We start from the raw sequence: 21,666 nt of genomic DNA, 5'->3' as shown, positions 1-21,666 counted from the left end.
TGACCTCCTACTTGATCTTGTCGTCCAGATCCTCCGTATACCCCAGCAGGGTATGCGGCGGTGGCGCCTCTTTCTGATACTTGGTGGGCGTCACGGCCTCGGTGGAATGCAGGCTCTTCCACAGCCCGACCACCATCACGAGCATCACCACCGAGAACGGCAGGCCGACGCTGATCGCCGCCGCCTGCAGGGCGGCAAGACCGCCCGCCAGTAGCAGGATCGACGCCACAACCCCCTCGAGGATCGCCCAGTAGACTCGCTGGGTCACGGTCGGGTTGCGCACATCACCCGAGGCCAGGGTATCGATCACCAGCGAGCCGGAGTCCGAGGAGGTGACAAAGAAGGTCACGATGAGCACCGTGGCCGCGGCCATGGCCAGCACTGCCAGCCAGTCCCACAACGGCATCGCCTCGATGGTCGCGAACAACGCGGTGGACACGCTCTCCTCGACCGCGCCGGAGATATTGGCCACGCCACCCAGCTCGTAGCCCATCGCGGTACCGCCGAACACGGCCAGCCAGACAAAGGCGGCAGCGGTCGGGGCCAGCAGCACGCCGGCCACGAATTCACGGATCGTGCGCCCGCGCGAGACGCGGGCGATGAACATGCCGACATACGGCGCCCAGGAGATCCACCAGCCCCAGTAGAAGATGGTCCAGGCGGTGGCCCAGCCGGTCTCGTCGATGGTATCGGCCCACAGGCTCATCTCGGGCAAGTGCTGCACGTAGACGCCGGTCGACTCCACCAGCACGCGCAGGATGAACAGTGTCGGCCCCATGATCAGCAACAGCGCGAGCAGGATCACCGCCAGCCCGATATTGAAGTTGGACAACCGCTTGATGCCCTTGTCGATCCCCAGCGCCACCGAACCCACCGCGATCAGGGTGATGATCGCGACCAGGATGATCTGCATGGCCGTGGATTCCTCGATCCCGAACACGAAGTTCAGGCCCGAGTTGATCTGCATGACCCCGAGACCCAGCGAGGTGGCCACCCCGAACATGGTCCCGAACAGAGCCAGGATGTCGATCAGGTGCCCCCAGGGGCCATAGATGCGGTCACCGATGAACGGATACAGCGAGGAACGAATCAGCAGCGGCAGGTTGTGCCGGTAGGCGTAGTAGGCCAGCGACAGACCAACGACGATGTAGATCGCCCAGGCATGCAGCCCCCAGTGGAAGAAGGTGTAGCGCATCGCCTCGGTCGCGGCCGCGCTGGTCTCGCCATCGGCATGCGGCGGATCCAGGTAGTGGTACATCGGCTCGGCAATGCTCCAGAACAGCAGTCCGATCCCCATGCCCGCGGAGAAAAGCATCGCGAACCACGCGGCGTAGCTGAAACGCGGCGCCTCGAACTGGTCGCCGAGCCGTATGCCCCCGTAGCGCGAAAACATCAGGTACAGAGAGAAGATCAGGAAGACCGTCACCACCAGCATGTAGTACCAGCCGAGGTATTCGGAGATACCGGTCTGCAACTTCTCGAAGATTTCCTCCGCTGTGTCCGGGAAAACCGCCCCGAACAGAACGAATGCGGCAATCACGGCACTGGAAATCCAGAACACCGGGCTGCAGATGATGCCGAAGCCGGCGATCCGAGTCTGGTTCAGCCCCGGGCTTGAAGACGGTTCTTCCATGCTTGGCTCCCCTATTCTTGTGTTGCGCTTGAACGCCGCACCGGCGTATTCGGCACACCTCGGGACATTGCATCCCGAGCTTTCCCGTGCACCTGACGTTCGGGGACGCGCTCAGCCGGCAAAACGGTGCCGACGGACGACGCTCCTACCGTAGCCAATGACCTGGCAAACTGCAAAGCGCTTCACGAGTCGTCCTCGGCGGGACTGCGCGCAAGCAGGAGGCCCCGCGCCTGCCCGCACACGCGTTCGCGCTCGATCGCCCAGCCGTCCTTCTCCACCAAGCCCGGGTCGACCTCCGACTCCAGTTCCGCGTAGACGCGTGCCCCGGGGCTCAGCCAGCCCTGGGCGGCCAGCGCGGCGAGCGTCGGGGCGACCCGGCCCTGGCCAAAGGGAGGGTCGAGAAACACGACATCGAAGGGGCCACCCTCCGGAAGCTGGCCCAGCAGACGGCCCACATCGTCGCGCCGGATGTGCACCTGGGGGGCCCCCAGGCGTTGACGGTTGGCCTCGAGCTGGGCCGCCGCCCGTGCGTCGCGCTCGACCAGCCAGACCTCGCGCGCACCCCGCGAGGCGGCCTCGAAGCCCAGGGCACCCGTGCCGGCGTAAAGGTCCAGTACTCGCGCACCCGGCAGCTGCGGCTGCAGCCAGTTGAACAGGGTCTCGCGCTGGGCATCCGCGGTCGGGCGCAGCCCCCCGACGGATGGCACCGGCAGCCATTGGCGGCGCCAGGCCCCGCCAATGATGCGGATACGCGCGCTGCGCCCTGGCGGACCGCGCCTAGTCTTCCTGGCCACCGACAATGACCGTGACCAGGGCCTCGGGATTGAGACGGTCGGCCAGCTGGGTGTTCATGGTCTCCAGCTCCACCGCCTGCATGCGCTCGACATAGCGCTCCAGATAGTCATCGGAGAGTCCGTAGAAACCGATCATGCCAAGCAGACCGACGATGTCGCTGTTGGAAGCGAGCGACAACGGGAACGAGTTGATCACGTTCTCGCGCGAGGCCTCCATCTCTTCAGGATCCACCCCCTCGGCATGCCAGCGCAGCACCTGCTCGCGCAGGACCTGGACGGCATCATCCGCCTGATTCACGCCCGTCTGCATGTTGATCACGAACGGGCCTTCGACCGCCATCGGCTGGAAGCGGCTGTGCACCGAGTAGGCGAGGCCGCGGGCACTGCGCACCTCCTGGAACAGACGCGAGGTAAAGCCGCCCCCGCCCAGGGCATGATTGGCCAGTGTCAGGGCGAAATGGGCCTCGTCGCCGCGGCGCAAGGCCGGGGCCCCCATGAAGATATGCGCCTGCTCCGACGGGAACGCAATGCGCTCTTCCACCGGCTCTTCGCGCATCGGCACCGGCGGCAGCGGATCGACCGCATCGCCACGGGGCAGCGCCGCCGAAATCCGGGCGGCCAGTTCCTCGGCCTGCTCGCGGCTCACCCCGCCAGTGATCGCCAGCGAGCCGTTCCCCGCCGCGTAGTGACGTTCGAAAAAGGCCCGCGCGTCATCGCGCGTCATCGCCTCCAGCGTATCGACCTCGCCGCCCGGCCAGCTGCCATACGGATGGTCTTCGTACATCAGCTCGTAGAAACGCCGGGTGGCCACCGCGGCCGGCTCCTGACGCTCGCGCTGCAGGGACTGCAGGGCCTGGCGGCGGCTGCGTTCGAAATCGCCCTCGGGGAAGGCCGGCGCAGACAGCACGTCGGCCAGGGTGCCGACCGCCGTCTCCATCCAGTCCGGCTCGGTCAGCGTGCGCAGGCTGACGATCGCCATATCCCGCAGGGAGCTGGTACCGAATCGGGCGCCGACCGATTCGAAGCGTTCGGCGAGTTCGGAGGCGTCCATGTCCTCGGTGCCATGACGCAGACCGCGGGAGGTCATCATGGCCAGTCCGGGCAGGTCACCGTCCCGCGCCGCCCCGCCATCGAAGGTCAGGCGCAGGTCCACCATCGGCAGATCCGGCGCCTCGACATACAGGACCCGCAGTCCCTCGTCGGTCTCCCAGCGGTCGATCTCCACCGCCTGCGCCGGGATCGCCAGCAGGGTCAGCGGCACCAGGACCAGCCCCGCGAACAGGGACTGACGGGAAAGCTTCTGGATTGCGTGCAGCATTAGTGACCCTCCTCCGGATAGCCACCATCGAGATCCGGGGCACCGTACGGCCCGGGCGCCGAGGCCCCCTCGTCCTCCATCGGCTGCGGATCGAGGATCCCGACCGTGCGCCGTTCAGGCACCAGGTATTCGCGCACCACGCGCTGGACGTCCTCGGCGGTCACCTCGCGCACCCGCTCGAGGAAGCGATCGTTTTCCCGCCAGCCGACACCGACGGTCTCGAGCATGCCCAGCTGGAAGGCCTGGGCCCGCACGGAATCGCGCTCGTAGACTTCCGAGGCGATCACCCGCGCCTGCACGCGCTCCAGTTCGCGATCATCCACCGGCTCCTCTGCCAGCCGTTCGATCTCGTCCAGCAGCGCCTGCTCCAGGGTCTCGATTTCCGTGTCCGAGGTCGGCACGGCGGCCACCATGAACAGGTCATCCAGCCGCGCGAACGGGCTGTAGCGCGCCGAGGTGGCGCTCGCCAGCTCCTGCCCCCGGACCAGTTCGCGGGCAAAGCGCGAGGCCTCGCCCGAATCCAGGATCCCGGCGGCCACCAGCAGGGCGTAGGCGTCCTCGTGCGAGTCCAGCGTGTTCAGCACCGGGGTCTTCCAGCCCATCATCAGAAACGGGACCTGGGCCGGCGCCTGCACGGTAATCCGGCGCTCTCCAGACTGCGGGGTCTCCCGGCGCGGCTTGGCCTCGGGCACGTTCCCGCTGGGGATGGCACCGAAGTGCTTCTCGGCGGCCGCGATCACCTCGTCGGCGTCGACATCACCGACGACCACGACCACCGCGTTGCTGGGGTGGTAGTAGCGGTCGTACCAGTCCTGGAGATCTTCCAGGGTGTAGGCCTCGATGTCGGTCATCCAGCCGATCACGGGCTGGCCGTACGGATGGTTGAAAAAGGCCGTCGCCATCAGCTGCTCACGCAGCAGGGAGTTGGGCTGATCCTCCACACGCAGGCGCCGTTCCTCCTGCACCACCCGCAGCTCCGGACGGAACTCGTCCTCCTGAAGCTTCAGGTGTTGCATGCGCTCGGCCTCCATGGCCATCACGGTCTCCCAGTGGTCGGAGCCGATCACCTGGTGATAGCCGGTATAGTCGCGACCGGTAAAGGCGTTCTCGCGCCCACCCATGCGCGCGACGATGCGCGAGAACTCGCCCGGCTCGTACTTTTCCGTGCCGCGAAACATCATGTGCTCCAGCATGTGCGAGATGCCGGTGATGCCGCTGTGCTCGTCAGCCGAGCCGACGCGGTACCAGACCATGTTCGCCACTACGGGTGCGCGCCGGTCCTCCAGCACCAGCACGGTCAGACCGTTGTCGAGCGTGGCCTCGACCACATCCGATTCGATCTTCAGTTCCCCGGCCACGACACTGGCACTGAGCAGCCAGACGGCCATCCATCCAACGAGACTTCCGAGCACTGCTCTACGCATTGCAATACGATCCCCGTGCTAGCATGAACACTTTCTACTGGACCACCTGAAACATGTTCGGTTTCCGCAAGAAGAAATCCGAAGACTCCGCCACGCCCAGCCCGGAAACCACGCCGGAGGCCCCGCCGGAAACCGCGGCGGCGCCCGAGCCGGAACCCGACGCGCAACCGGCCCGTGGCGGCTGGTTCCAGCGCCTGCGCCAGGGCCTGGCCAAGACCGGCCAGGCCCTCGGCGGCGACCTCAAGAGCCTGTTCCGGCGCAAGATCGACGACGAGCTGTTCGAGGAACTGGAAGAGCGCCTGCTCCTGGCCGATGTCGGCCTGGATGCGACCCAGCGGATCATGGATCGTATCACCCGCGAGGTAAAACGGCGCGAGCTGGACAACGCCGACGCGCTGATGGACGCGCTCGAGACCGCGATGGTGGAGATCCTGGAGCCGGTCTCGCGGCCGCTGGAGATACCGCAGGCGGAGCGGCCTTTCTCGATCCTGGTGGTCGGCATCAACGGTGCCGGAAAGACCACCACCATCGGCAAACTCGCGCATCGCTTCCAGGGCGAGGGCCGCTCGGTCCTGCTGGCCGCCGGGGACACCTTCCGCGCGGCCGCGGTCGAGCAGTTGCAGACCTGGGGCGAACGCAATGGCGTCCCGGTGATCGCCCAGGGGACCGGGGCCGACTCCGCCTCCGTCATCTACGACGGCCTCCAGGCGGCCCAGGCGCGCAGGACCGATATCCTGATCGCCGATACCGCCGGGCGCCTGCACACCCAGACCAACCTGATGGACGAGGTGCGCAAGGTGAAGCGCGTGATGGGCCGACTGGACGAAAGCGCCCCGGACGAAGTGCTGCTGGTGGTCGATGGCGGGACCGGACAAAACGCGCTGAGCCAGGCACGGCAGTTCCACGAGGCCCTGGGGCTGACCGGGATCGTGGTCACCAAGCTGGACGGGACCGCCAAGGGCGGCATCCTGTTTGCGCTGGCGGAGCAACTGGGGGTACCGGTGCGGTTTATCGGCGTGGGCGAGAAGGCCGAGGACCTGCAGCGCTTTGATGCCCACGCGTTCGTACGCGCTCTCCTGGGTCGCGAGGATAGCCAGTCGGCATGATCCAGCTGCAGCGCGTAACCAAGCGCTTTGGCAGCGCGTCCGATGCGCTGTCCAATGTCAGCCTGCGCGTGGATGCCGGCGCCATGGCCTTTGTCACCGGCCCGTCCGGGGCCGGCAAGAGCACCCTGCTGCGCCTGATCGCCGGGCTGGAACGCCCGACCCGCGGCCGCATCCGCGTAAACGGACACGAACTGGACCGCCTGTCCGCGCGCGCCATCCCGCGTTTTCGCCGGAGCATCGGCCTGGTCTTTCAGGACCATCGCCTGCTGTTCGACCGCCCCGTGTTCGACAACGTCGCGCTACCCCTGGAGATCCTGGCCTATCGCCGTCCGGAGATGCGCAAGCGGGTGCGCGCGGCGCTGGACAAGGTCGGCTTGCTGCACAAGGAGACGGCGAACCCGCGCACCCTGTCCGCCGGTGAGCAACAGCGCGTCGGCATCGCTCGAGCCATTGTGCACCGCCCCGTGCTGCTGCTTGCGGACGAGCCAACCGGCAACCTGGACCCGGCCCTGTCGGAAGAGATCCTCGCGCTGTTTGACGACTTCAACCGCGTGGGCATGACTGCATTGGTCGCGAGTCATGACCTTGAACTGATCGGCCGCATGGGTAAACCGGTGCTGCACCTGGAGAACGGCCGCATCGAGGCCCGCGGCGGGGCAAGCGCATGAGGCCCGGGCGCCGCCTGTTCGATGCCCTGCCCGCCTGGCTGGACAGCCACCGCGATGCCGCCCGGCGAAGCCTTGGCCGGCGACTGCAGGCTCCGGTCCTGAGCCTGATTACCATCGCGGTGCTGGGCTTCATCCTCGCACTCCCCGCCTACCTCTGGGTACTGCTGGACAACGCGCGCGCCCTGTCGGCGCATGTCGACCACGACCCGCGTATCGCACTCTATCTCGACCAGGTCGACGAGGAGACCGCCGAACGGCTGCAGGATGCGCTGGATGACGACGAGCGCGTTGCACGCTGGGAGCGCATCGACGCCGACACCGCACTGAGCGCCTACCGCGACAGCCTGCCGGACCCGGAGCTGCTGGACTGGCTGGAGGACAACCCGCTGCCGGACGTAATCGATGTCGTTCCCGCCAGCACGCAGCCGGCTACGGTGGCGGCGTTGCGTGACGACCTGCGGGCGCTGGCGCCCGAGGCCGGGGTGGTCGCCGACGACGAGTGGGTGCGCCAGCTCAACAGCCTGCACGAGCTGGGCCTGCGCATCCTGTCCGTGGTTGCCGCGCTGCTGGGCCTCGGCGCCGTGCTGATCCTGGCGCTCGCCACCGCCTCGGAACTACGCGAGCGGCAGGAAGAGATCGCGATCTCGCGCATCAGTGGCGCCACCCACCGCTTTCTGCGCCGCCCGTCGCTGTACGGGGGTGTGCTGACCGGGTTCGGTGGGGGTATTTTCAGCGTTATCCTGCTGCTGGTGGGGGTTGCGTTGAGCCGCGAACCGCTGACCGAGGCGGCCGCCGCGTTTGATCTGGAGTTCACCCTGCGCCTGCCGCATGCCGGGGATCTGCTGGGCCTGATACTGGTGGGCCTGATACTGGGCTGGCTGGGCGCGCGCCTGGGCAGCGGCCATGCCCTGCGCGATGCGCCCTGAGCGCGCGCGGAGCCACAAAAACTCCCGGAACTTTCAGCGGGTTTAGCACTCTACGTACACGAGTGCTAATCTTTGACTTTATTATCAGGAGGCATCCATCACGATGAGCAGCAAGGCCCTGGCAACCGTGCATGCAGACCTGCCCGTTCCCGTCGGGAACCTGGACCATTACATGCAGGCGGTCAGCCGGATCGAGGTACTGGACCCGGAACACGAGCGCGAACTCGCCCGGTCGCTGCACGAACGCAACGACCTGGACGCGGCGCGCCAGCTGATCCTGCACAACCTGCGGTTCGTCGTGCATGTGGCGCGCGGCTACCAGGGCTACGGCCTGCCCCTGGGCGACCTGATCCAGGAGGGCAATGTGGGCCTGATGAAGGCCGTGCGGCGCTTCGACCCGAACCAGGGGGTGCGCCTGGTCTCGTTCGCGGTGCACTGGATCCGCGCCGAGATCCACGAGTTCATCCTGCGCAACTGGCGCATCGTGAAGGTGGCGACGACCAAGGCGCAGCGCAAGCTGTTCTTCAACCTGCGCAGCGCCAAGCAGCGCCTCGGCTGGATGTCGAACGACGAGGTCTCGGCCGTCGCCAGGGACCTCGGAGTATCCGAGAATGACGTCTGGGAGATGGAGCGGCGACTGTCCAGTCAGGACGCGAGCTTTGACCCCGCGCCCGACAGCGACGACGAGCACACCTACCTGGCCCCGGCCCAGCGCCTGAGCCTCGAGGACATGAGCGACGACCCGGCGCAGGTGGCCGAGGACGAGGACTGGGATCGCCATTATCAGGAGCGGCTGGCAAGCACCCTGGGCGAGCTGGACGAACGCTCCCGCGACATCCTGGCGCGGCGCTACATGAGCGAGCCCAAGGCCACGCTGCACGAACTGGCGGCGGAATACGGCGTCTCCGCCGAGCGCATCCGGCAGATCGAGAACAACGCGATCAAGCGCATCCGCACCGCCTTCGCCGACTGACGCGACACCCCGGCTGCACCCAACGAAAAGGCCCCGACCGCTTGCGCGATCGGGGCCTTTTTCATAGCTTCCGACGCCGCTCAGGCGGCGCGCGGGAATCCCTGCTGGCTCAGCCGCCGAACAGGATCACCGAGAAGAAGCTGATCCAGGACCAGATGATCAGGGCGGCGGTGAACGTCAACGGGAAGTTCGCAAAGGTAAACCACTCACGCATAGCCAAAGCCCTCAACACACATCGATTTAAGAATGGGTAAAGGTTAAGCGGGAGTAGGTCCCGGCGCAAGTTTCCGGATCAGCGCGGTCGGTCTTCCGGGTGCCGCGTCTCGTCGGACGTGTGGTCCTTCTCCTCGTCGTCCGTTGTTGGGATCCGCGGGTCGTCGTCGTCCATCAGGATGCGGTGTGCCGGGCCCTCAAGGTCATCGTACTGCCCCGACCGTATCGCCCACAGCAGGACCATCCCCACGACCAGGGCAAACAGCATCGCCAGGGGAATCAGCAGGTAAAGAATCGACATAACCAGCAGTCTACGCGTCCTGTGCCGAGCCTCAACCCGGGGGAGCAACCGAGGCCTCGGCGGACGTCCGCGCGGCGTGTTCGCGCGGAGGCTCGACACGGTCACGCCCGGGACGCAGGCGCAGGGCATTCCCCACGACCAGCAGGGAGCTCATCGACATCCCCAATGCGGCCAGCCAGGGGGTGAGCAGCCCGGATGCGGCAAACGGCAGGGCGACCACGTTGTAGCCAATCGCCCAGGCAATGTTCTGGCGCACGATGCGGGTCGTGCGCCGGGCCTGGTCCAGGGCCTCCGGCAACCGATCGAGCCGATCGGAGGTCAGAACGAGATCCGCCTGGGTCTGCGCCAGGCGGGTGCCGCCCCCCATGGCCAGCGAGACGTCGGCCCCCGCGAGCACCGGCGCGTCATTGATCCCCTCCCCGGCCATCAGCACCGTGCGGCCTTCGGCCTGGAGTTCGCGTACGTGGCGCAGCTTGTCCTCCGGCGTCAGGCCACCATAGAACCGGTCGATACCCAGGTATTCGGCAAAGCGCTGCCCCGCCTCCGGCCGGTCCCCGGTCAGAAGGAGCACCTCGAGCCCGCGGGCCCGCAGGGTCGCAACGGTCGCGGCCGCCTCGGGCCGAGGCGTATCGGCCAGCCAGAAGGTGGCTACCGCCTCACCGTCCACCACCAGCCAGACCGGGGATGCAAACGGGCTGTCCGGCGGGGCCTCGGCGGTCGGGGGCTCCCCGTGCGGCAGCATGGCGCGTCCTCCGATCGCCACCTCATGCCCGTCAATCTGCCCGAGCAGGCCGCTTCCCGGTTCGTTATGCACCGCCTGCGCGCTCACACCGGGAGCGGGCACGGCCTCGCGGAAGGCACGCGACAGCGGGTGCTCGGAATGGGTCTCCAGCGCGGCCGCCCAGCCGCGCCAGTCCTGACCTGGCGGCGGCGCCACGTGATCGTGCTGCGCTACCAGGCGCGGGCGGCCCTCGGTCAGGGTGCCGGTCTTGTCCAGGCAGACCGTGTCGACACGAGCCAAGGCCTCCAGGGTACGACCGCGTGTCACCAGCAGTCCGAGGCGCGAGAGCGTGCCCGTCGTTGCGGTCAGTGCGACGGGTGTTGCCAGGGCCAGCGCGCAGGGACAGGTGGCGACCAGCATCGCCACCATCACCCACAGGGCCCGGCCGGGATCGATCCAGGCATACCAGACGAGGCCGGCCAGCGCGGTCAGCACCAGGACCGCCCCGACAAACCAGCCGGTGCCAGTCTCGGCGAGACGGGCGATCCGGGGTTTCTCGCTCTGCGCGCGATCGAGCAGGCGCTGGATCGCGGCCAGCGTGGTCTCGGTGCCGACGCGGCGAACCTCCACGACCAGTGGCCCATCGACATTGACGGTGCCACCCACGACTCCGTCGCCTGCTGCAACCGGCTCGGGGTCCGGTTCGCCGGTCAGCAAGGCTCGATTAATGGTGGAACGCCCCTGGACGACGACGCCATCGGCCGGAACGGATTCGCCAGGCCGGACGCGCACACGGTCGCCGGGGCTCAGGTCACCAAGGGCCACGGGCTCCTCCTGCCCACCGGCATCCAGACGATGGGCCAGCGCCGGCACCAGTCGATCCAGGCGATCGATGGCCTGGCTCGCATGCTGACGCGCGACCAGCTCGAGGTAGCGACTGGTCAGCAGGAAGAACACAAACATGACCACCGACTCGAAATAGACATGCTCGCCGGTCCCTAGCAGGACCGCATAGAGACTGGCCACGTAGGTGACGATGATTGCCAGACTGACCGGGACATCCATGCCGAGCCTTCGCTGACGCAGATCGCGCCAGGCGCTCTGGTAGAAGGGGATCGCGGAGTAGAACACCACAGGGGTGGTCAGGGCCGCTGCGACCCAGCGCATGAACTGCATCAGGTCGGCATGCTGGGCATCGTCTTCGCCCAGCCAGATGGCCAGTGCCAGCATCATCACCTGCATCATGCCGAGCGCGGCCACCCCGATCCGGCGCAGGGCTACACCGCGTTCGCGGGCAATCGCCTTTTCCCGGGTGCCCGGGTCGTAGGGGTGGGCGTGGTAACCGATATCGCGGATCGCCTTGAGGATTGCGGACAGGGCAATGCGCTCCGGGTCCCAGACCAGTCGCGCGCGGTGGGTCGAATAGTTGATGCTGAAGGCGATCACGCCCGGCAGTGACTGCACATGGCGCTCGTTCAGCCAGACGCAGGCGGCACAGGTGATCCCCTCGAGGATCAGTGCCGCCTCGAGCCGGGACCCGCCGGTGGTGGCGGCGTCTGACGCCGGGGTCACGAACGAGCGCTGGACGGCCTCGGTATCGAAGAGTTCGAGCTCCCGCAGTTCGTCGGGGACCAGGGGCTCGCCGGCCTGCCCGGGCGGCGCCGGGCGGTGGTGATAGTAGGCGCCCAGGCCGCGCTCGATGATGGCCCCGGCGACAGCCTGGCAGCCGGGGCAGCAGGTGGGCCGCTCGCGTCCCTCGAACTGGACCGGGTAGTTCGCGCCACCCGGAATCGGCAGGCCACAATGAAAACAGCCACCGTCCGCGTCAGCGGGCGTGCCCGTGGACTCCACCTGGGGACGAGATCCGCTCACCGGCGGTCGGCGAGACTAGCTGGACTGGCCGCGAACGCGGGTACGCGCCTGCTGTTCGACCAGCTGGCCGTCATGCTCGACATGGAAGCGCAGGTCCCAGCGCCCCGGTGACGGCAGCGTCAGCTCGACCTGATAGAGCCCTTCACCGATCGGCTGCATATCGAAGGCCTGGTCGCGGCGCTCGTCGGCGACCCACATGAAGGTGCCGCGAATGTCGGCGTCAGAGATCGGCCGTCCTTCGGCATCGAGGACCTCCACCTGGAACGTGGCGGTTTCCCCTTCGACCGGGGTTTCCACCCAGCCCTGGCGCACCTGCCAGCCGAGTTCGCGCTGCTCCTGGAGCCGCGTCATGCGGTGCACCGCGAGGGCCTCGTCGCGCTCCTGGATGCCGCCCACCGTCCCGGGGAAGGCTGACGTCACGCGTTCGGCAGGATTTTCCGGTTCGGGCAGCAGGGTGCCGATAAACCGTTCGGGCATGCCGTTGTGGGCGAGCGTGATCAGCACCGCCTGGACGGAGGCGATGATCGTGAAGAATCCGACAATCACCAGCGGCGCCCAGTGCAGGCTGAACGAGCCCTTTTGCCCATCCTCGGCTTCGGCCTCCTTCTGCGTAAGGATGATTCCCAGCCCGTAGGGCACGATGATGTACAGCGCGAGATGGATCGCGAATACATCCGCGCCCTGCCAGGTGAGGATGGAGGTCGGGATGAACACGAACAGCATGATCGCCACCACTACGGCCGCCGTGTTGTAGGCGCGCAGACGGGTGAACTTGTAGATCAGCGCGAACAGCAACGCGAGCGCGGCGCTGCCCAGTCCAAGTGAGATGACGAGATTGCTCATGATGTCTTCATCGTGTCGTTCCGGCGCAGCAGGGTATCACTCGGATGGCGGCGCGCCAGTTTCGCCAGCCGGATTGTCGTAACTTACAAAAGCGCCAAATAAAGCCTTCCTGGCTTTCAGAGCCGCACGCGGCGCTTCACCGTCTTGATGCCTTTGCACGAGCAAAGGGGTTTTCAGCTTGCTTCGGAATCAACCACCTGCGGTGGTCGATCTCCGGCGGCACGTCCATGTGCCGCGGGGACACACCGATAATGCAGCGTCTCCCGCGCGATTAGCGGTGGCTGAAGCGGGCATCGGCCTCGACCGGGTCGATCCGCCCCTCGCGATCGCTGATCACGAAATAGAAGCGAATCGGCGAACCCGCTCCGGCCTCCACGTCGTGGCGCACGCGGGCTAGCACAGTCAGCCGCTGGCCGGGTTCAAGCCGGATCTGCTCGACCTGGCCCAGGTCGAGCGTCGCACCCTCGAGGCCGTCGATATCGAGCGTAAAATCGAGCTCCTGGTCGGAGACGTTGTTCAGGCGCAGTTCGTAGCTGTTCTGCACACGACCGTCGGACATCTGCACGAATAGCGGCTGGCGCACCTGGTTGACGTTCACATCGACCGGCGGGCGTTCGAGAATGCTGAACACCAGCGCGCCGATGACCACCAGCACCGCCGCGCCATACCCGAGCGTCTTGCCCTTCAGCCAGCGGGTCTTGCCGCCTTCGAGCTCGCGTTCGGACGAATAGGCGATCAAGCCGCGGGGCCACCCCTGCTTGTCCATGATGGTGTCGCAGGCATCGATGCACAGCGCACAGTGGATGCACGAGACCTGCAGCCCATCCCGGATATCGATCCCTGTCGGGCATACCTGGACGCAGTACCCGCAATCGATGCAGTCACCGACCCCGGCGGCCTGACGCTCCTCGCGGGTCTTCAGACCCGCTTTCACCTTCGCGCGACCGGCCGTTCCCTCGCCGCGGTTCTGGTCGTACGAAACGATCAGGGTATCGCGATCGAACATCACACTCTGGAATCGGGCGTACGGACAGATAAAGGTACAGACCTGCTCGCGCGCCAGTCCGGCAAAGGTATAGGTGGTGGCGGTCAGAAGTCCCGCAGTCACATAGGCGGCAAACCGGGCATCACCGGTAAAGAAGTCACGCACCAGGGTCGGGGCATCGGCCCAGTACAGGACGAAACCGAGGCCCGTGGCGAATGCGACCAGGAGCCAGGACATGTGGGTGGCCCCCAGCTTCCAGACCTTCTCGAAGTTCCACGGCTGCTTGGACAGCCGGATACGGGCCGGCCGCTCGCCCTGGATCTTGCGCTCCAGGTACATGAACACATCGGTCCACAGTGTCTGGAAGCAGAAATACCCACAGAAAACCCGGCCCAGCACGCCGGTGACGAAGAACAGCAGCAATGCCGCGAGGACCAGAAAGCCCGCCAGCCAGAAGATGTCCTGGGCGTAGACGACCAGATCAAACAGGAAAAACTGCCGGTTGGGGATGTCGAACAGAACCGCCTGGCTGGGACCGTAGTCACGGTCCCAGCGCAGCCAGGGGAGGCCAAAGAATACCCCGTAGGCCAGGAGAAGGATCCCGGTCTTGAGATTGCGGAAACGGCCCTTGACCGATCGCGGGTGGATCGGAATCCGAGCCTCGTAGATTGGCTGGCCTTGCGCCATGAATCCTCCCGGGCATGAACCCGGCGTACGCACACCACCATGTGCGAGGGAGTGTCTCCCCAACGGAAGCAGGGGCCCGTACGGCCGTCAAGAAACCCGTTCGGAACCCCTGTAGTGCGAACCGGGGCTCACCCGCAGGTGAACCCCGGGAGTAATGGCTTTACTGACCGCCACCCAGCGAGTGGACGTACGCCGTCAGCATCTTGATTTCGTCGTCCGACAGGCGGTCGGCAAACGCCGGCATCTCGCGCTGGATACCATCGCGGACGAAGTTGGCCACCAGGCGCAGGCGCTCGGCGTCACTGTCCGCACCCTGCACGTCGATCAGACCCCAGATGTTGTTGGTCAGATTCGGCGCGCCCTGCGAGGCCAGGCCCTGGCCATCTTCGCCGTGGCACTGGAAGCAGCCGCCCTCCATGCCGGTGAAGATCCGTTCGCCGGCATCCGCCAGGTCGGAGTCAACATCGTAATCGTTCAGCGACAGGACATAGGCCGCCACTTCGTTCATCTGATCGCCGGTCAGCGTGTCGCGATAGCCCGGCATGTAGCCCAGACGACCTTCGCGGATGGTGTGCTCGATCTGCTCGACCGTGCCGCCCCACTTCCAGTGGTCGTTACGCAGGTTCGGATACTGCCCGATCACACCCGCGCCGCCGACCTGGTGGCAGGCCGCGCACCAGGTCCCGAAGGAGCCCTGGGCGTAGGCGTTGACGAAGCTCATGGAGTCGGCGTCGGCCAGGATCGTCTCGTAGTCCTGGCTGGCGACCTGCTCCAGCATCTCGCGCTGGCGCACCGCGTACTCGCCGGTCTGCATGTCGCGGGCCAGCAGGGCACGGGTATTCCAGTGCGTGGTGCGCTCTTCGCCGTTCACCTCGTAGGTGATGGTGGCAAAGCCTTTGGTGAAGCTGTCGCCGATGGGCCAGGCCGGATAGATCAGCCAGTAGACCAGCGCAAACACGACCGTGGCGTAGAAGCCCCACAGCCACCAGCGCGGGAGCGGGTTGTTGTATTCCTGAAGGTCCCCGTCCCAGACGTGCCCGGTGGTCTCGACCTGGTTCTTATCGCGGTTGTCCTGTGTGCTCATTGCTTTTCGCTCTCGGTTTTGTCGCGCCGGGCCGTGGGCTCCAGGTGCGAATCATCTTCTTCCAGAGGAATGTAGCGATACGTCTCGAACTTCCTGGCCCGGCTCGGCTTGGCGAACAGGTAAATCACGATCCCGATGAACGTGCTCATGAACAGCACCAGCGCAAACATCTTGCTGTTGCCGAGATCCGTGATCCATTCCCAGGCTGCTGCCATTTCTCCCAACCTTGGCCGGGCCGAATTCCCTAACGGAATTCGGCGAAGTGGCCGTCGTCGTATTCGCTGAAGTCCACCATGGTGCCGAGCACCTGCAGGTAGGCCACCAAGGCATCCATCTCGGAGATGAACGAGGAGTCGCCGTCAAAGTTCTCGGCCTGCGCCTGCTCGATCAGCATCTCTTCGGCGTTGTTGATGTCGAACATCCGGGCGTGTTGTTCGCCGAATTTCTCGACATTGGCCTCGTACTCTTCCTCGGTGATCGAGTACGGCACGCCGACGCGCTTCAGGGCCCGCATGCGCGCCGCGACATCGGAGTAGTCCAGCGGTGTGGTCGCCAGCCACGGATAACCGGGCATGATCGACTCGGGCACCAGCGACTGCGGATCGATCAGGTGCTGGACCTGCCACTCGTTGGAGTACTTGCCGCCCACGCGCGCCAGGTCCGGCCCGGTGCGCTTGGAGCCCCACTGGAACGGATGGTCGTACTTGGACTCCGCCGCCAGCGAGTAATGGCCGTAGCGCAGCATCTCGTCACGGAACGGGCGCACCATCTGCGAGTGGCAGGTGTAGCAGCCCTCGCGGACAAAGATGTCCCGCCCGCGCTGCTCCAGCGGGGTGTACGGGCGCACGCCGTCCACTTCTTCGATCGTGTCGTCGATGTAGAACAGCGGGACGATCTCGACCAGGCCGCCCACACTGATCACCGCGAGCGTCAGGATGATCAGCAGGCCGGCATTGGTTTCAACGCTTTCGTGCTTCATGGATCTAGTCTCTCCCTATCAGGCCGTGCGGGCTTCGGCCGCGCGGGCTTCTTCACGCTCGCGAGCTTCGGACTTGATGCCCATGCGGACGGTCATGGCGATGTTCCAGGCCATGATCAGCATGCCGGCGAGGAAGAACCCGCCACCAATGGCACGCACCACATACGGACGATGCAGGAACACCACCGATTCGGTGAAGGTGTAGGCAAGGTTCCCGTACTGGTCGAAGGCACGCAGCATCAGGCCCTGACCGATACCGGCCACCCACATCGCGGTGATGTACAGCACAATCCCGATGGTCGCCAGGAAGAAGTGCACGTACACCAGCTTGAGGCTGTACAGGTTGACGCCCCACAGACGCGGGATCAGGTGGTACAGCGAACCGAAGGTGATCATCGCCACCCAGCCCAGCGCACCGGAGTGCACGTGGCCGACGGTCCAGTCGGTGTAGTGCGACAGCGCGTTGACGCTCTTCAGCGACATCATCGGACCTTCGAAGGTCGACATGCCGTAGAACGACAGCGCGGTAATCAAAAACAGCATGATCGGGTCGGTGCGCAGCTTATCCCAGGCCCCCGACAGGGTCATGATGCCGTTGATCATGCCACCCCAGGAGGGCAGCAGCAGCAGGATGGAGAAGGTCGCCGCCAGGGTGGAGACCCAGTCCGGCAGGGCGGTCCAGTGCAGGTGGTGCGCGCCCACCCACATGTACAGGAACACCAGCGCCCAGAAGTGGATGATCGACAGCTTGTACGAGTAGATCGGTCGACCGGCCTGCTTGGGCACGAAGTAGTACATCATCCCGAGGAACGCGGCCGTCAGGAAGAAGCCCACCGCGTTATGGCCGTACCACCACTGACGCATCGCGTCCTGCACGCCGGAGAACAGCGGGTAGGAATCGGTGTGGAAGATGCCGACCGGCACCTCGAGGTTGTTGAAGATGTGCAGCAGGGCTGTCGCCAGGATGAACGACATGAAGAACCAGTTCGCCACATAGATATGTGGCTGGTTCCGACGCAGCAGGGTCTGCAGGTAGATCCAGAAGTAGGCCACCCACACGACCAGGATGATGATGTCGATCTGCCAGTTGAACTCGGCGTATTCGCGACCCTGGGTGATCCCCATGGTGTAGGTGATCACGCCAAGGATCAGCGCCAGGTTCCACCCGTAGAAGGTGAAGCTCGCCAGCGAATCACCATACAGCCGTGTCTGACAGGTGCGCTGGACGACATAGTAGGACGTCGCAAACAGGGCGTTACCACCGAAACCAAAGATGACCGCCGTGGTATGCACCGGACGGAATCGGCCAAAGGTGATCTGGGCGATATCGAAATTCAGGAACGGGAATGCGAGCTGCGAGGCAATCCAGACCCCGGCCGCCATGCCAAACACGCCCCAGAGGACGGCGGCAATCGCGAAACGCTTGACGATCGCGTAGTTGTACTGCTCGGTTGAAGCGACTGACGTTGCGGGTACGGAACCCGCCGTAGTGGCTGCTTGCGACATGACTTTTTCCACCTTGCTGCGGGGAACACGGATGTCCCGATGGTTTCGGGGGGCGTGAACTTTACCCCATTCCAGACGCACAAAAAACCAAGACCGCCTGTAACACTCGGAAATAGCCCCAAGTCAGGCGGAACTTTCAGCGCCAGAGAGAATACATCTTTATGGTCTTGCTCTGCGAGGGGCCGATCGCCCCGGATTGATCTGGATCAAGAGACCGGCCGAACGGGAATCACCCGGCCTTGCGGTTTCGAGGGCGGCGGGGCCTCCGGCACCCAGGCGTGACCGTACACAACCTCCCAGGTCGCCGGCAGGCGATCCTCGACTGCGAACGCCCGTGCATAGGCCTCCGCCACAGCCTGCAACCGACGCGGGCCCAGCAGTCCGCGCGCACGCCCGGCCAGCGCATTGCGCACCCCCACCCCGCGCAGATCCCGCAGCAGGGTCTGGAAATCGCCGTAGGTGAGCGTCAGGGTCTCCTGGTCCATTACCGGGTCCGCGAACCCCGCGCGCACCAGGGCGTCGCCGATGTCATGCATATCGACAAAGGCATTCACGTGTTGCGCGCCCCCGCCGTCGACCTCGGCAAAGGCCGCGCGCAGCTCGCGCAGGGTATCCGGGCCGAAGGTGGAAAAGGTCCACAGCGCCCCCGGCGCCAGCACACGCCGCACCTCCGTGAAGGCCTGATCGAGGCTGGAACACCACTGCAGCGCCGCACTGGAGACCGCCAGATCGTAGTGCGCCTCCGGCAGGGGCAATGCCTCGATGTCCGCACACACGACCCGCGGCCGGCGCCACCAGCGGCCGCGGCGCTGCGCCGCCGCGACCATCCCCGGGGCAAAATCAACGCCAGTCAGCTCGGCCTTGCGGTAGCGCCGCGCCAGGAGATCCAGCGCCTCCCCGATTCCGCAGCCCAGATCCAGCACACGGGCCGGCTGCAGCTTGACCAGATCGAGGCGCTCGATCAACCGTCCCTGGACCTCGCGCTGCAGCACCGCATGGGCCTCGTAGCCCGCGGCCGCCCGCCCGAAGGCCTCGCGTACGCGCGCCTTGTCCAGTGCGTATTCATCCGCCCCCGTCATGGATCGCCGATCACTCCAGTGCCGCTACAAACTCGTTTATAAAGGCCGCCACGGGCGCCGGGTCCCGCCACCACCGCGCATGCCCGCCGGGGAACACGGCCAGGCGGGCATCCGGACGCAGATGCCGCAGGTCATCCACTACCGCAGGTGGCACCAGCGCATCCGATGCGCCAAGGCAAGCCCCAACTGGCGCCGGGATGGACTGCCAGGCGCCGCACTGATCCGCCGTTTCCAGACAGGCCAGCCCGGTCGCGAGTCCAGCCTCAGAGGCCGGGGCACGAGCCAGTTCTTCCACCAGTTCGGTGGCGAGCGAAGCGGCGCCCGGCCCACCCCGGGCACAGAGCATCGCCAGCCGCCGGTGCAGCTGCGGACGGGGCGCCGCGAGGGCGCCGCGAAAATCGGCAAGCACCTCGACAGGCAACGCATGGCGCCACCCCGGCCCCGCATAAAAACGTGGCGTACTCCCCAGCAGGATCACCCCACGCGTTTGCGGTAGGTCCTGGGCAAGCCCCAACGCCACCAACCCGCCCAGCGACCAACCTACCCAGACAGGGTTGCGCAGGGTGTCCGGCAACTGCGCGCAGATGTGTTCGCGGGTGATGGCAGGATCGCCCAGGGCCTCGCCAGCGGCCAGTCCCCCGTGTCCGGGCAGGGCCGGCGTGTGGATCTCGAACGCGGGCAGCGCGGTCCGCAGTGGCGTCCAAATCGCCGGTGAAAAGCCCCAGCCGTGTAGTAGTACCAGTGTCGGGTACGACATCGTGTTCAAACCCGCCCGGCCCCTGACCGCGAGGGCCCGGCTTGCGTATCATGGGCGCCGGCCTGCACCCCAGGCCACCCACCCGAACCTTCAGGTCGAACTTGCATGGACATTGTACTGGGCATCGTTATCGCGTATTTGCTGGGGGCGCTTTCCACCGCCATTATCGTGAGCAAGATGCTGCGGCTACCCGACCCACGCCACACGGGCTCGGGCAATCCCGGCGCGACCAACGTGCTGCGCTACGGCGGCAAGAAGGCGGCCATCATCACGTTGATCGGGGATGTCGGCAAGGGCTGGCTGCCGGTGTTCGTCGCCGCCCAGCTTGGCATCTTTCCGACCTGGGCCCTCGGGCTGATCGGTCTGGCCGCCTTCCTCGGGCACGTGTTTCCCGTGTACTACCGCTTTGGTGGGGGCAAGGGCGTGGCTACCGCGCTGGGTGTACTGCTGGCGCTCAACCCGCTGGTCGGCGGGCTCACGCTGCTGACCTGGCTCGTGGTCGCCGCGATCTGGCGCTACTCCTCCCTGTCGGCCCTGGTCGCGGCGACCCTGGCACCCGTTTACTTCGTGTTCCTGGAACCGGATTTCTGGCTCGCGCTGATCGTGGCGGCCATGGCGGTGGTGCTGTTTATCCGCCACGACACCAACATCCGCCGTCTGATGCGCGGCGAGGAAGGCAAGATCGGCTACAAGAAGGACGAGGCGGAAGAACCGCCGCGAGACTAGCCATTTGCCTCAGGCGGAGAGTTCCGCCAGCGGCCAGCGGGCACGGGCCGTGATCGCCGGGGCCTGATCGTCCGGCGTCCAGCCCGCCTGCAGGCGGCGCAGCCCGGCGAGCGCGATCATCGCGCCGTTGTCCGTGCAGAACTCGATGCGCGGAAAATACACCGGCACCCCCTGCTGTGTGGCCATCGCCTGCAGGCCCGCGCGCAGCCGGGTGTTCGCGGCCACCCCGCCGGCGACCACCAGCGCCGGGGCCTGACTCTGCTCCAGCGCCCGGCGGGTCTTCTCCACCAGGGTCTCGCTGACCGCCTCCTCGAAGGCGCGGGCGACATCCTGCGGGCGGTATTCCTGCTTGTTGAGTGCCGTCAGCACGGCCGTCTTCAGGCCGGAAAAGCTCATGTCCAGTCCCGGCCGGTCGAGCATCGGGCGCGGCAGGCGCAGCGCGTCGCTCTCCCCCTCCTCGGCCAGGCGCGACAGGGCGGGACCGCCGGGATACCCCAGCCCCAGCAGCTTGGCGGTCTTGTCGAAGGCCTCGCCGGCGGCGTCGTCGATACTCTCGCCCAGCAGTTCGTAGTCACCCAGAGACCGGGCATGGATCAACTGCGTGTGCCCGCCGGAGACCAGCAGCACCAGGAACGGGAAATCAAGCCCGGCATCTTCCAGGAACGGGGCCAGCAGATGGCCTTCGAGGTGGTGCACCGGCATCGCCGGCACACCCCAGCCCCAGGCGAGCGAGCGCGCGACCGAAGCCCCCGTCAGCAAGGCCCCGAGCAGTCCCGGCCCCCCGGTATAGGCGATTGCATCCAACTCGGGCCCTGTCACGCCCGCCTCGTCCAGCACCGCCCGCAGCAGCGGCAGCAGGCGCCGGATGTGATCGCGCGAAGCAAGCTCCGGGACCACGCCGCCGTAGACCGCGTGCAGGTCGGTCTGGCTGTACAGCCGGTGCGCGAGCAGGCCACGCTGATCATCGATCAGCGCCACGCCCGTCTCGTCGCAGGAGGTCTCGATACCCAAGACTTTCATAAGAGCAGCATGCCTCGGGGCACGGGTGCGGGGAAGGATTCCGGGCGAACC

General features: G+C 66.3%; 20 protein-coding genes. 5 read left to right on the top strand and 15 right to left on the bottom strand.

Translation table 11 applies throughout. The annotated features are described in order from the left end of the window. Window positions 1-7: 7 nt before the first annotated feature. The 4 genes from F813_RS0110455 to F813_RS0110440 form a co-directional block, all read right to left on the bottom strand. Window positions 8-1,633, bottom strand: coding sequence for a BCCT family transporter (locus F813_RS0110455; RefSeq protein WP_017926509.1), 1,626 nt, complete (start codon window positions 1,631-1,633; stop codon window positions 8-10). A 182-nt stretch (window positions 1,634-1,815) separates the two neighbouring features. Further along, window positions 1,816-2,382 (bottom strand): 16S rRNA (guanine(966)-N(2))-methyltransferase RsmD, encoded by a 567-nt coding sequence (rsmD, locus tag F813_RS0110450; protein ID WP_255324805.1) that lies wholly within the window; start codon window positions 2,380-2,382, stop codon window positions 1,816-1,818. A 28-nt stretch (window positions 2,383-2,410) separates the two neighbouring features. Further along, on the bottom strand, window positions 2,411-3,745 hold the full coding sequence (locus tag F813_RS0110445; protein WP_017926507.1) for a pitrilysin family protein: 1,335 nt from the start codon (window positions 3,743-3,745) through the stop codon (window positions 2,411-2,413). After that, window positions 3,745-5,133: a pitrilysin family protein gene (locus tag F813_RS0110440; protein WP_017926506.1), complete on the bottom strand. Its 1,389-nt coding sequence runs from the start codon at window positions 5,131-5,133 to the stop codon at window positions 3,745-3,747. Before F813_RS0110440 ends, F813_RS0110445 begins: the two co-directional genes overlap by 1 nt. An 89-nt stretch (window positions 5,134-5,222) precedes the next feature. Between F813_RS0110440 and ftsY the strand changes: the two genes are divergently transcribed. The 4 genes from ftsY (at window position 5,223) to rpoH (ending at window position 8,842) form a co-directional block, all read left to right on the top strand. Further along, complete coding sequence (gene ftsY, locus F813_RS0110435; protein ID WP_017926505.1) at window positions 5,223-6,275, top strand: signal recognition particle-docking protein FtsY; 1,053 nt, start codon at window positions 5,223-5,225, stop codon at window positions 6,273-6,275. Then, window positions 6,272-6,943 carry a cell division ATP-binding protein FtsE gene (ftsE, locus tag F813_RS0110430; RefSeq protein WP_017926504.1) on the top strand — a complete coding sequence of 224 codons (672 nt, stop codon included), beginning with the start codon at window positions 6,272-6,274 and terminating at the stop codon, window positions 6,941-6,943. Before ftsY ends, ftsE begins: the two co-directional genes overlap by 4 nt. Beyond that, complete coding sequence (locus tag F813_RS0110425) at window positions 6,940-7,869, top strand: ABC transporter permease (protein ID WP_017926503.1); 930 nt, start codon at window positions 6,940-6,942, stop codon at window positions 7,867-7,869. Before ftsE ends, F813_RS0110425 begins: the two co-directional genes overlap by 4 nt. Window positions 7,870-7,972: 103 nt before the next feature. Beyond that, a complete protein-coding gene (rpoH, locus tag F813_RS0110420) occupies window positions 7,973-8,842 on the top strand; it encodes an RNA polymerase sigma factor RpoH (protein ID WP_017926502.1) in 870 nt (289 codons plus the stop codon). 292 nt (window positions 8,843-9,134) lie between these two features. Here rpoH and ccoS read toward each other — a convergent pair whose 3' ends face one another. The 10 genes from ccoS to F813_RS0110365 all read right to left on the bottom strand — a co-directional run bounded on the left by ccoS (window position 9,135) and on the right by F813_RS0110365 (window position 19,869). Then, a complete protein-coding gene (gene ccoS / locus F813_RS0110410) occupies window positions 9,135-9,356 on the bottom strand; it encodes a cbb3-type cytochrome oxidase assembly protein CcoS (RefSeq protein WP_017926501.1) in 222 nt (73 codons plus the stop codon). Between the two features lie 31 nt (window positions 9,357-9,387). Beyond that, window positions 9,388-11,949 carry a heavy metal translocating P-type ATPase gene (locus tag F813_RS0110405; protein WP_038060184.1) on the bottom strand — a complete coding sequence of 854 codons (2,562 nt, stop codon included), beginning with the start codon at window positions 11,947-11,949 and terminating at the stop codon, window positions 9,388-9,390. A gap of 15 nt (window positions 11,950-11,964) precedes the next feature. Beyond that, a complete protein-coding gene (locus tag F813_RS0110400) occupies window positions 11,965-12,792 on the bottom strand; it encodes a FixH family protein (RefSeq protein WP_012981578.1) in 828 nt (275 codons plus the stop codon). A gap of 271 nt (window positions 12,793-13,063) precedes the next feature. Then, on the bottom strand, window positions 13,064-14,464 hold the full coding sequence (gene ccoG, locus F813_RS0110395; RefSeq protein WP_017926499.1) for a cytochrome c oxidase accessory protein CcoG: 1,401 nt from the start codon (window positions 14,462-14,464) through the stop codon (window positions 13,064-13,066). 160 nt (window positions 14,465-14,624) lie between these two features. After that, the gene (gene ccoP, locus F813_RS0110390; protein WP_017926498.1) at window positions 14,625-15,548 is read right to left on the bottom strand and encodes a cytochrome-c oxidase, cbb3-type subunit III; all 924 of its coding nucleotides are present in this window, start codon (window positions 15,546-15,548) and stop codon (window positions 14,625-14,627) included. Beyond that, window positions 15,545-15,763, bottom strand: a complete 219-nt coding sequence (locus F813_RS0110385; protein WP_012981575.1) for a cbb3-type cytochrome c oxidase subunit 3 — start codon at window positions 15,761-15,763, stop codon at window positions 15,545-15,547. The genes ccoP and F813_RS0110385 overlap by 4 nt, the downstream gene beginning before the upstream one ends. A gap of 29 nt (window positions 15,764-15,792) precedes the next feature. Further along, window positions 15,793-16,527 (bottom strand): cytochrome-c oxidase, cbb3-type subunit II, encoded by a 735-nt coding sequence (gene ccoO / locus F813_RS0110380; protein WP_017926497.1) that lies wholly within the window; start codon window positions 16,525-16,527, stop codon window positions 15,793-15,795. A gap of 18 nt (window positions 16,528-16,545) precedes the next feature. Beyond that, complete coding sequence (gene ccoN / locus F813_RS0110375; RefSeq protein WP_012981573.1) at window positions 16,546-18,033, bottom strand: cytochrome-c oxidase, cbb3-type subunit I; 1,488 nt, start codon at window positions 18,031-18,033, stop codon at window positions 16,546-16,548. Between the two features lie 206 nt (window positions 18,034-18,239). Then, window positions 18,240-19,112, bottom strand: a complete 873-nt coding sequence (gene bioC, locus F813_RS0110370) for a malonyl-ACP O-methyltransferase BioC (RefSeq protein ID WP_017926495.1) — start codon at window positions 19,110-19,112, stop codon at window positions 18,240-18,242. A 10-nt stretch (window positions 19,113-19,122) separates the two neighbouring features. Further along, window positions 19,123-19,869 (bottom strand): alpha/beta fold hydrolase, encoded by a 747-nt coding sequence (locus F813_RS0110365; protein WP_017926494.1) that lies wholly within the window; start codon window positions 19,867-19,869, stop codon window positions 19,123-19,125. Between the two features lie 105 nt (window positions 19,870-19,974). Here F813_RS0110365 and plsY point away from each other — a divergent pair, with 105 nt between their 5' ends. Then, window positions 19,975-20,595 (top strand): glycerol-3-phosphate 1-O-acyltransferase PlsY, encoded by a 621-nt coding sequence (gene plsY, locus F813_RS0110360; RefSeq protein WP_017926493.1) that lies wholly within the window; start codon window positions 19,975-19,977, stop codon window positions 20,593-20,595. Window positions 20,596-20,604: 9 nt separating this feature from the next. Here the strand turns inward: plsY and tsaD are convergent, their stop codons facing one another. Then, window positions 20,605-21,615, bottom strand: a complete 1,011-nt coding sequence (gene tsaD, locus F813_RS0110355) for a tRNA (adenosine(37)-N6)-threonylcarbamoyltransferase complex transferase subunit TsaD (RefSeq protein WP_017926492.1) — start codon at window positions 21,613-21,615, stop codon at window positions 20,605-20,607. Window positions 21,616-21,666 lie beyond the last annotated feature (51 nt).

This window comes from Thioalkalivibrio sp. HL-Eb18, assembly GCF_000364985.1.
Classification (GTDB): domain Bacteria; phylum Pseudomonadota; class Gammaproteobacteria; order Ectothiorhodospirales; family Ectothiorhodospiraceae; genus Thioalkalivibrio.
The sequence above is the reverse complement of the archived record's forward strand: the minus strand, read 5'-3'. Positions and strand labels throughout refer to the sequence as shown.

What these genes read in the sequence shown, in the direction of transcription:
- F813_RS0110440 (WP_017926506.1), bottom strand. Translation starts at nt 5,133, where the DNA reads ATGGCCGTCTGGCTGCTCAGTGCCAGTGTCGTGGCCGGGGAACTGAAG.
- ccoO (WP_017926497.1), bottom strand. Translation starts at nt 16,527, where the DNA reads ATGAAGCACGAAAGCGTTGAAACCAATGCCGGCCTGCTGATCATCCTG.
- bioC (WP_017926495.1), bottom strand. Translation starts at nt 19,112, where the DNA reads ATGACGGGGGCGGATGAATACGCACTGGACAAGGCGCGCGTACGCGAG.
- tsaD (WP_017926492.1), bottom strand. Translation starts at nt 21,615, where the DNA reads ATGAAAGTCTTGGGTATCGAGACCTCCTGCGACGAGACGGGCGTGGCG.
- ccoS (WP_017926501.1), bottom strand. Translation starts at nt 9,356, where the DNA reads ATGTCGATTCTTTACCTGCTGATTCCCCTGGCGATGCTGTTTGCCCTG.
- F813_RS0110400 (WP_012981578.1), bottom strand. Translation starts at nt 12,792, where the DNA reads ATGAGCAATCTCGTCATCTCACTTGGACTGGGCAGCGCCGCGCTCGCG.
- plsY (WP_017926493.1), top strand. Translation starts at nt 19,975, where the DNA reads ATGGACATTGTACTGGGCATCGTTATCGCGTATTTGCTGGGGGCGCTT.
- ftsY (WP_017926505.1), top strand. Translation starts at nt 5,223, where the DNA reads ATGTTCGGTTTCCGCAAGAAGAAATCCGAAGACTCCGCCACGCCCAGC.
- F813_RS0110385 (WP_012981575.1), bottom strand. Translation starts at nt 15,763, where the DNA reads ATGGCAGCAGCCTGGGAATGGATCACGGATCTCGGCAACAGCAAGATG.
- ftsE (WP_017926504.1), top strand. Translation starts at nt 6,272, where the DNA reads ATGATCCAGCTGCAGCGCGTAACCAAGCGCTTTGGCAGCGCGTCCGAT.
- F813_RS0110455 (WP_017926509.1), bottom strand. Translation starts at nt 1,633, where the DNA reads ATGGAAGAACCGTCTTCAAGCCCGGGGCTGAACCAGACTCGGATCGCC.
- ccoG (WP_017926499.1), bottom strand. Translation starts at nt 14,464, where the DNA reads ATGGCGCAAGGCCAGCCAATCTACGAGGCTCGGATTCCGATCCACCCG.
- ccoP (WP_017926498.1), bottom strand. Translation starts at nt 15,548, where the DNA reads ATGAGCACACAGGACAACCGCGATAAGAACCAGGTCGAGACCACCGGG.
- F813_RS0110425 (WP_017926503.1), top strand. Translation starts at nt 6,940, where the DNA reads ATGAGGCCCGGGCGCCGCCTGTTCGATGCCCTGCCCGCCTGGCTGGAC.
- ccoN (WP_012981573.1), bottom strand. Translation starts at nt 18,033, where the DNA reads ATGTCGCAAGCAGCCACTACGGCGGGTTCCGTACCCGCAACGTCAGTC.
- rpoH (WP_017926502.1), top strand. Translation starts at nt 7,973, where the DNA reads ATGAGCAGCAAGGCCCTGGCAACCGTGCATGCAGACCTGCCCGTTCCC.
- F813_RS0110365 (WP_017926494.1), bottom strand. Translation starts at nt 19,869, where the DNA reads ATGTCGTACCCGACACTGGTACTACTACACGGCTGGGGCTTTTCACCG.
- F813_RS0110445 (WP_017926507.1), bottom strand. Translation starts at nt 3,745, where the DNA reads ATGCTGCACGCAATCCAGAAGCTTTCCCGTCAGTCCCTGTTCGCGGGG.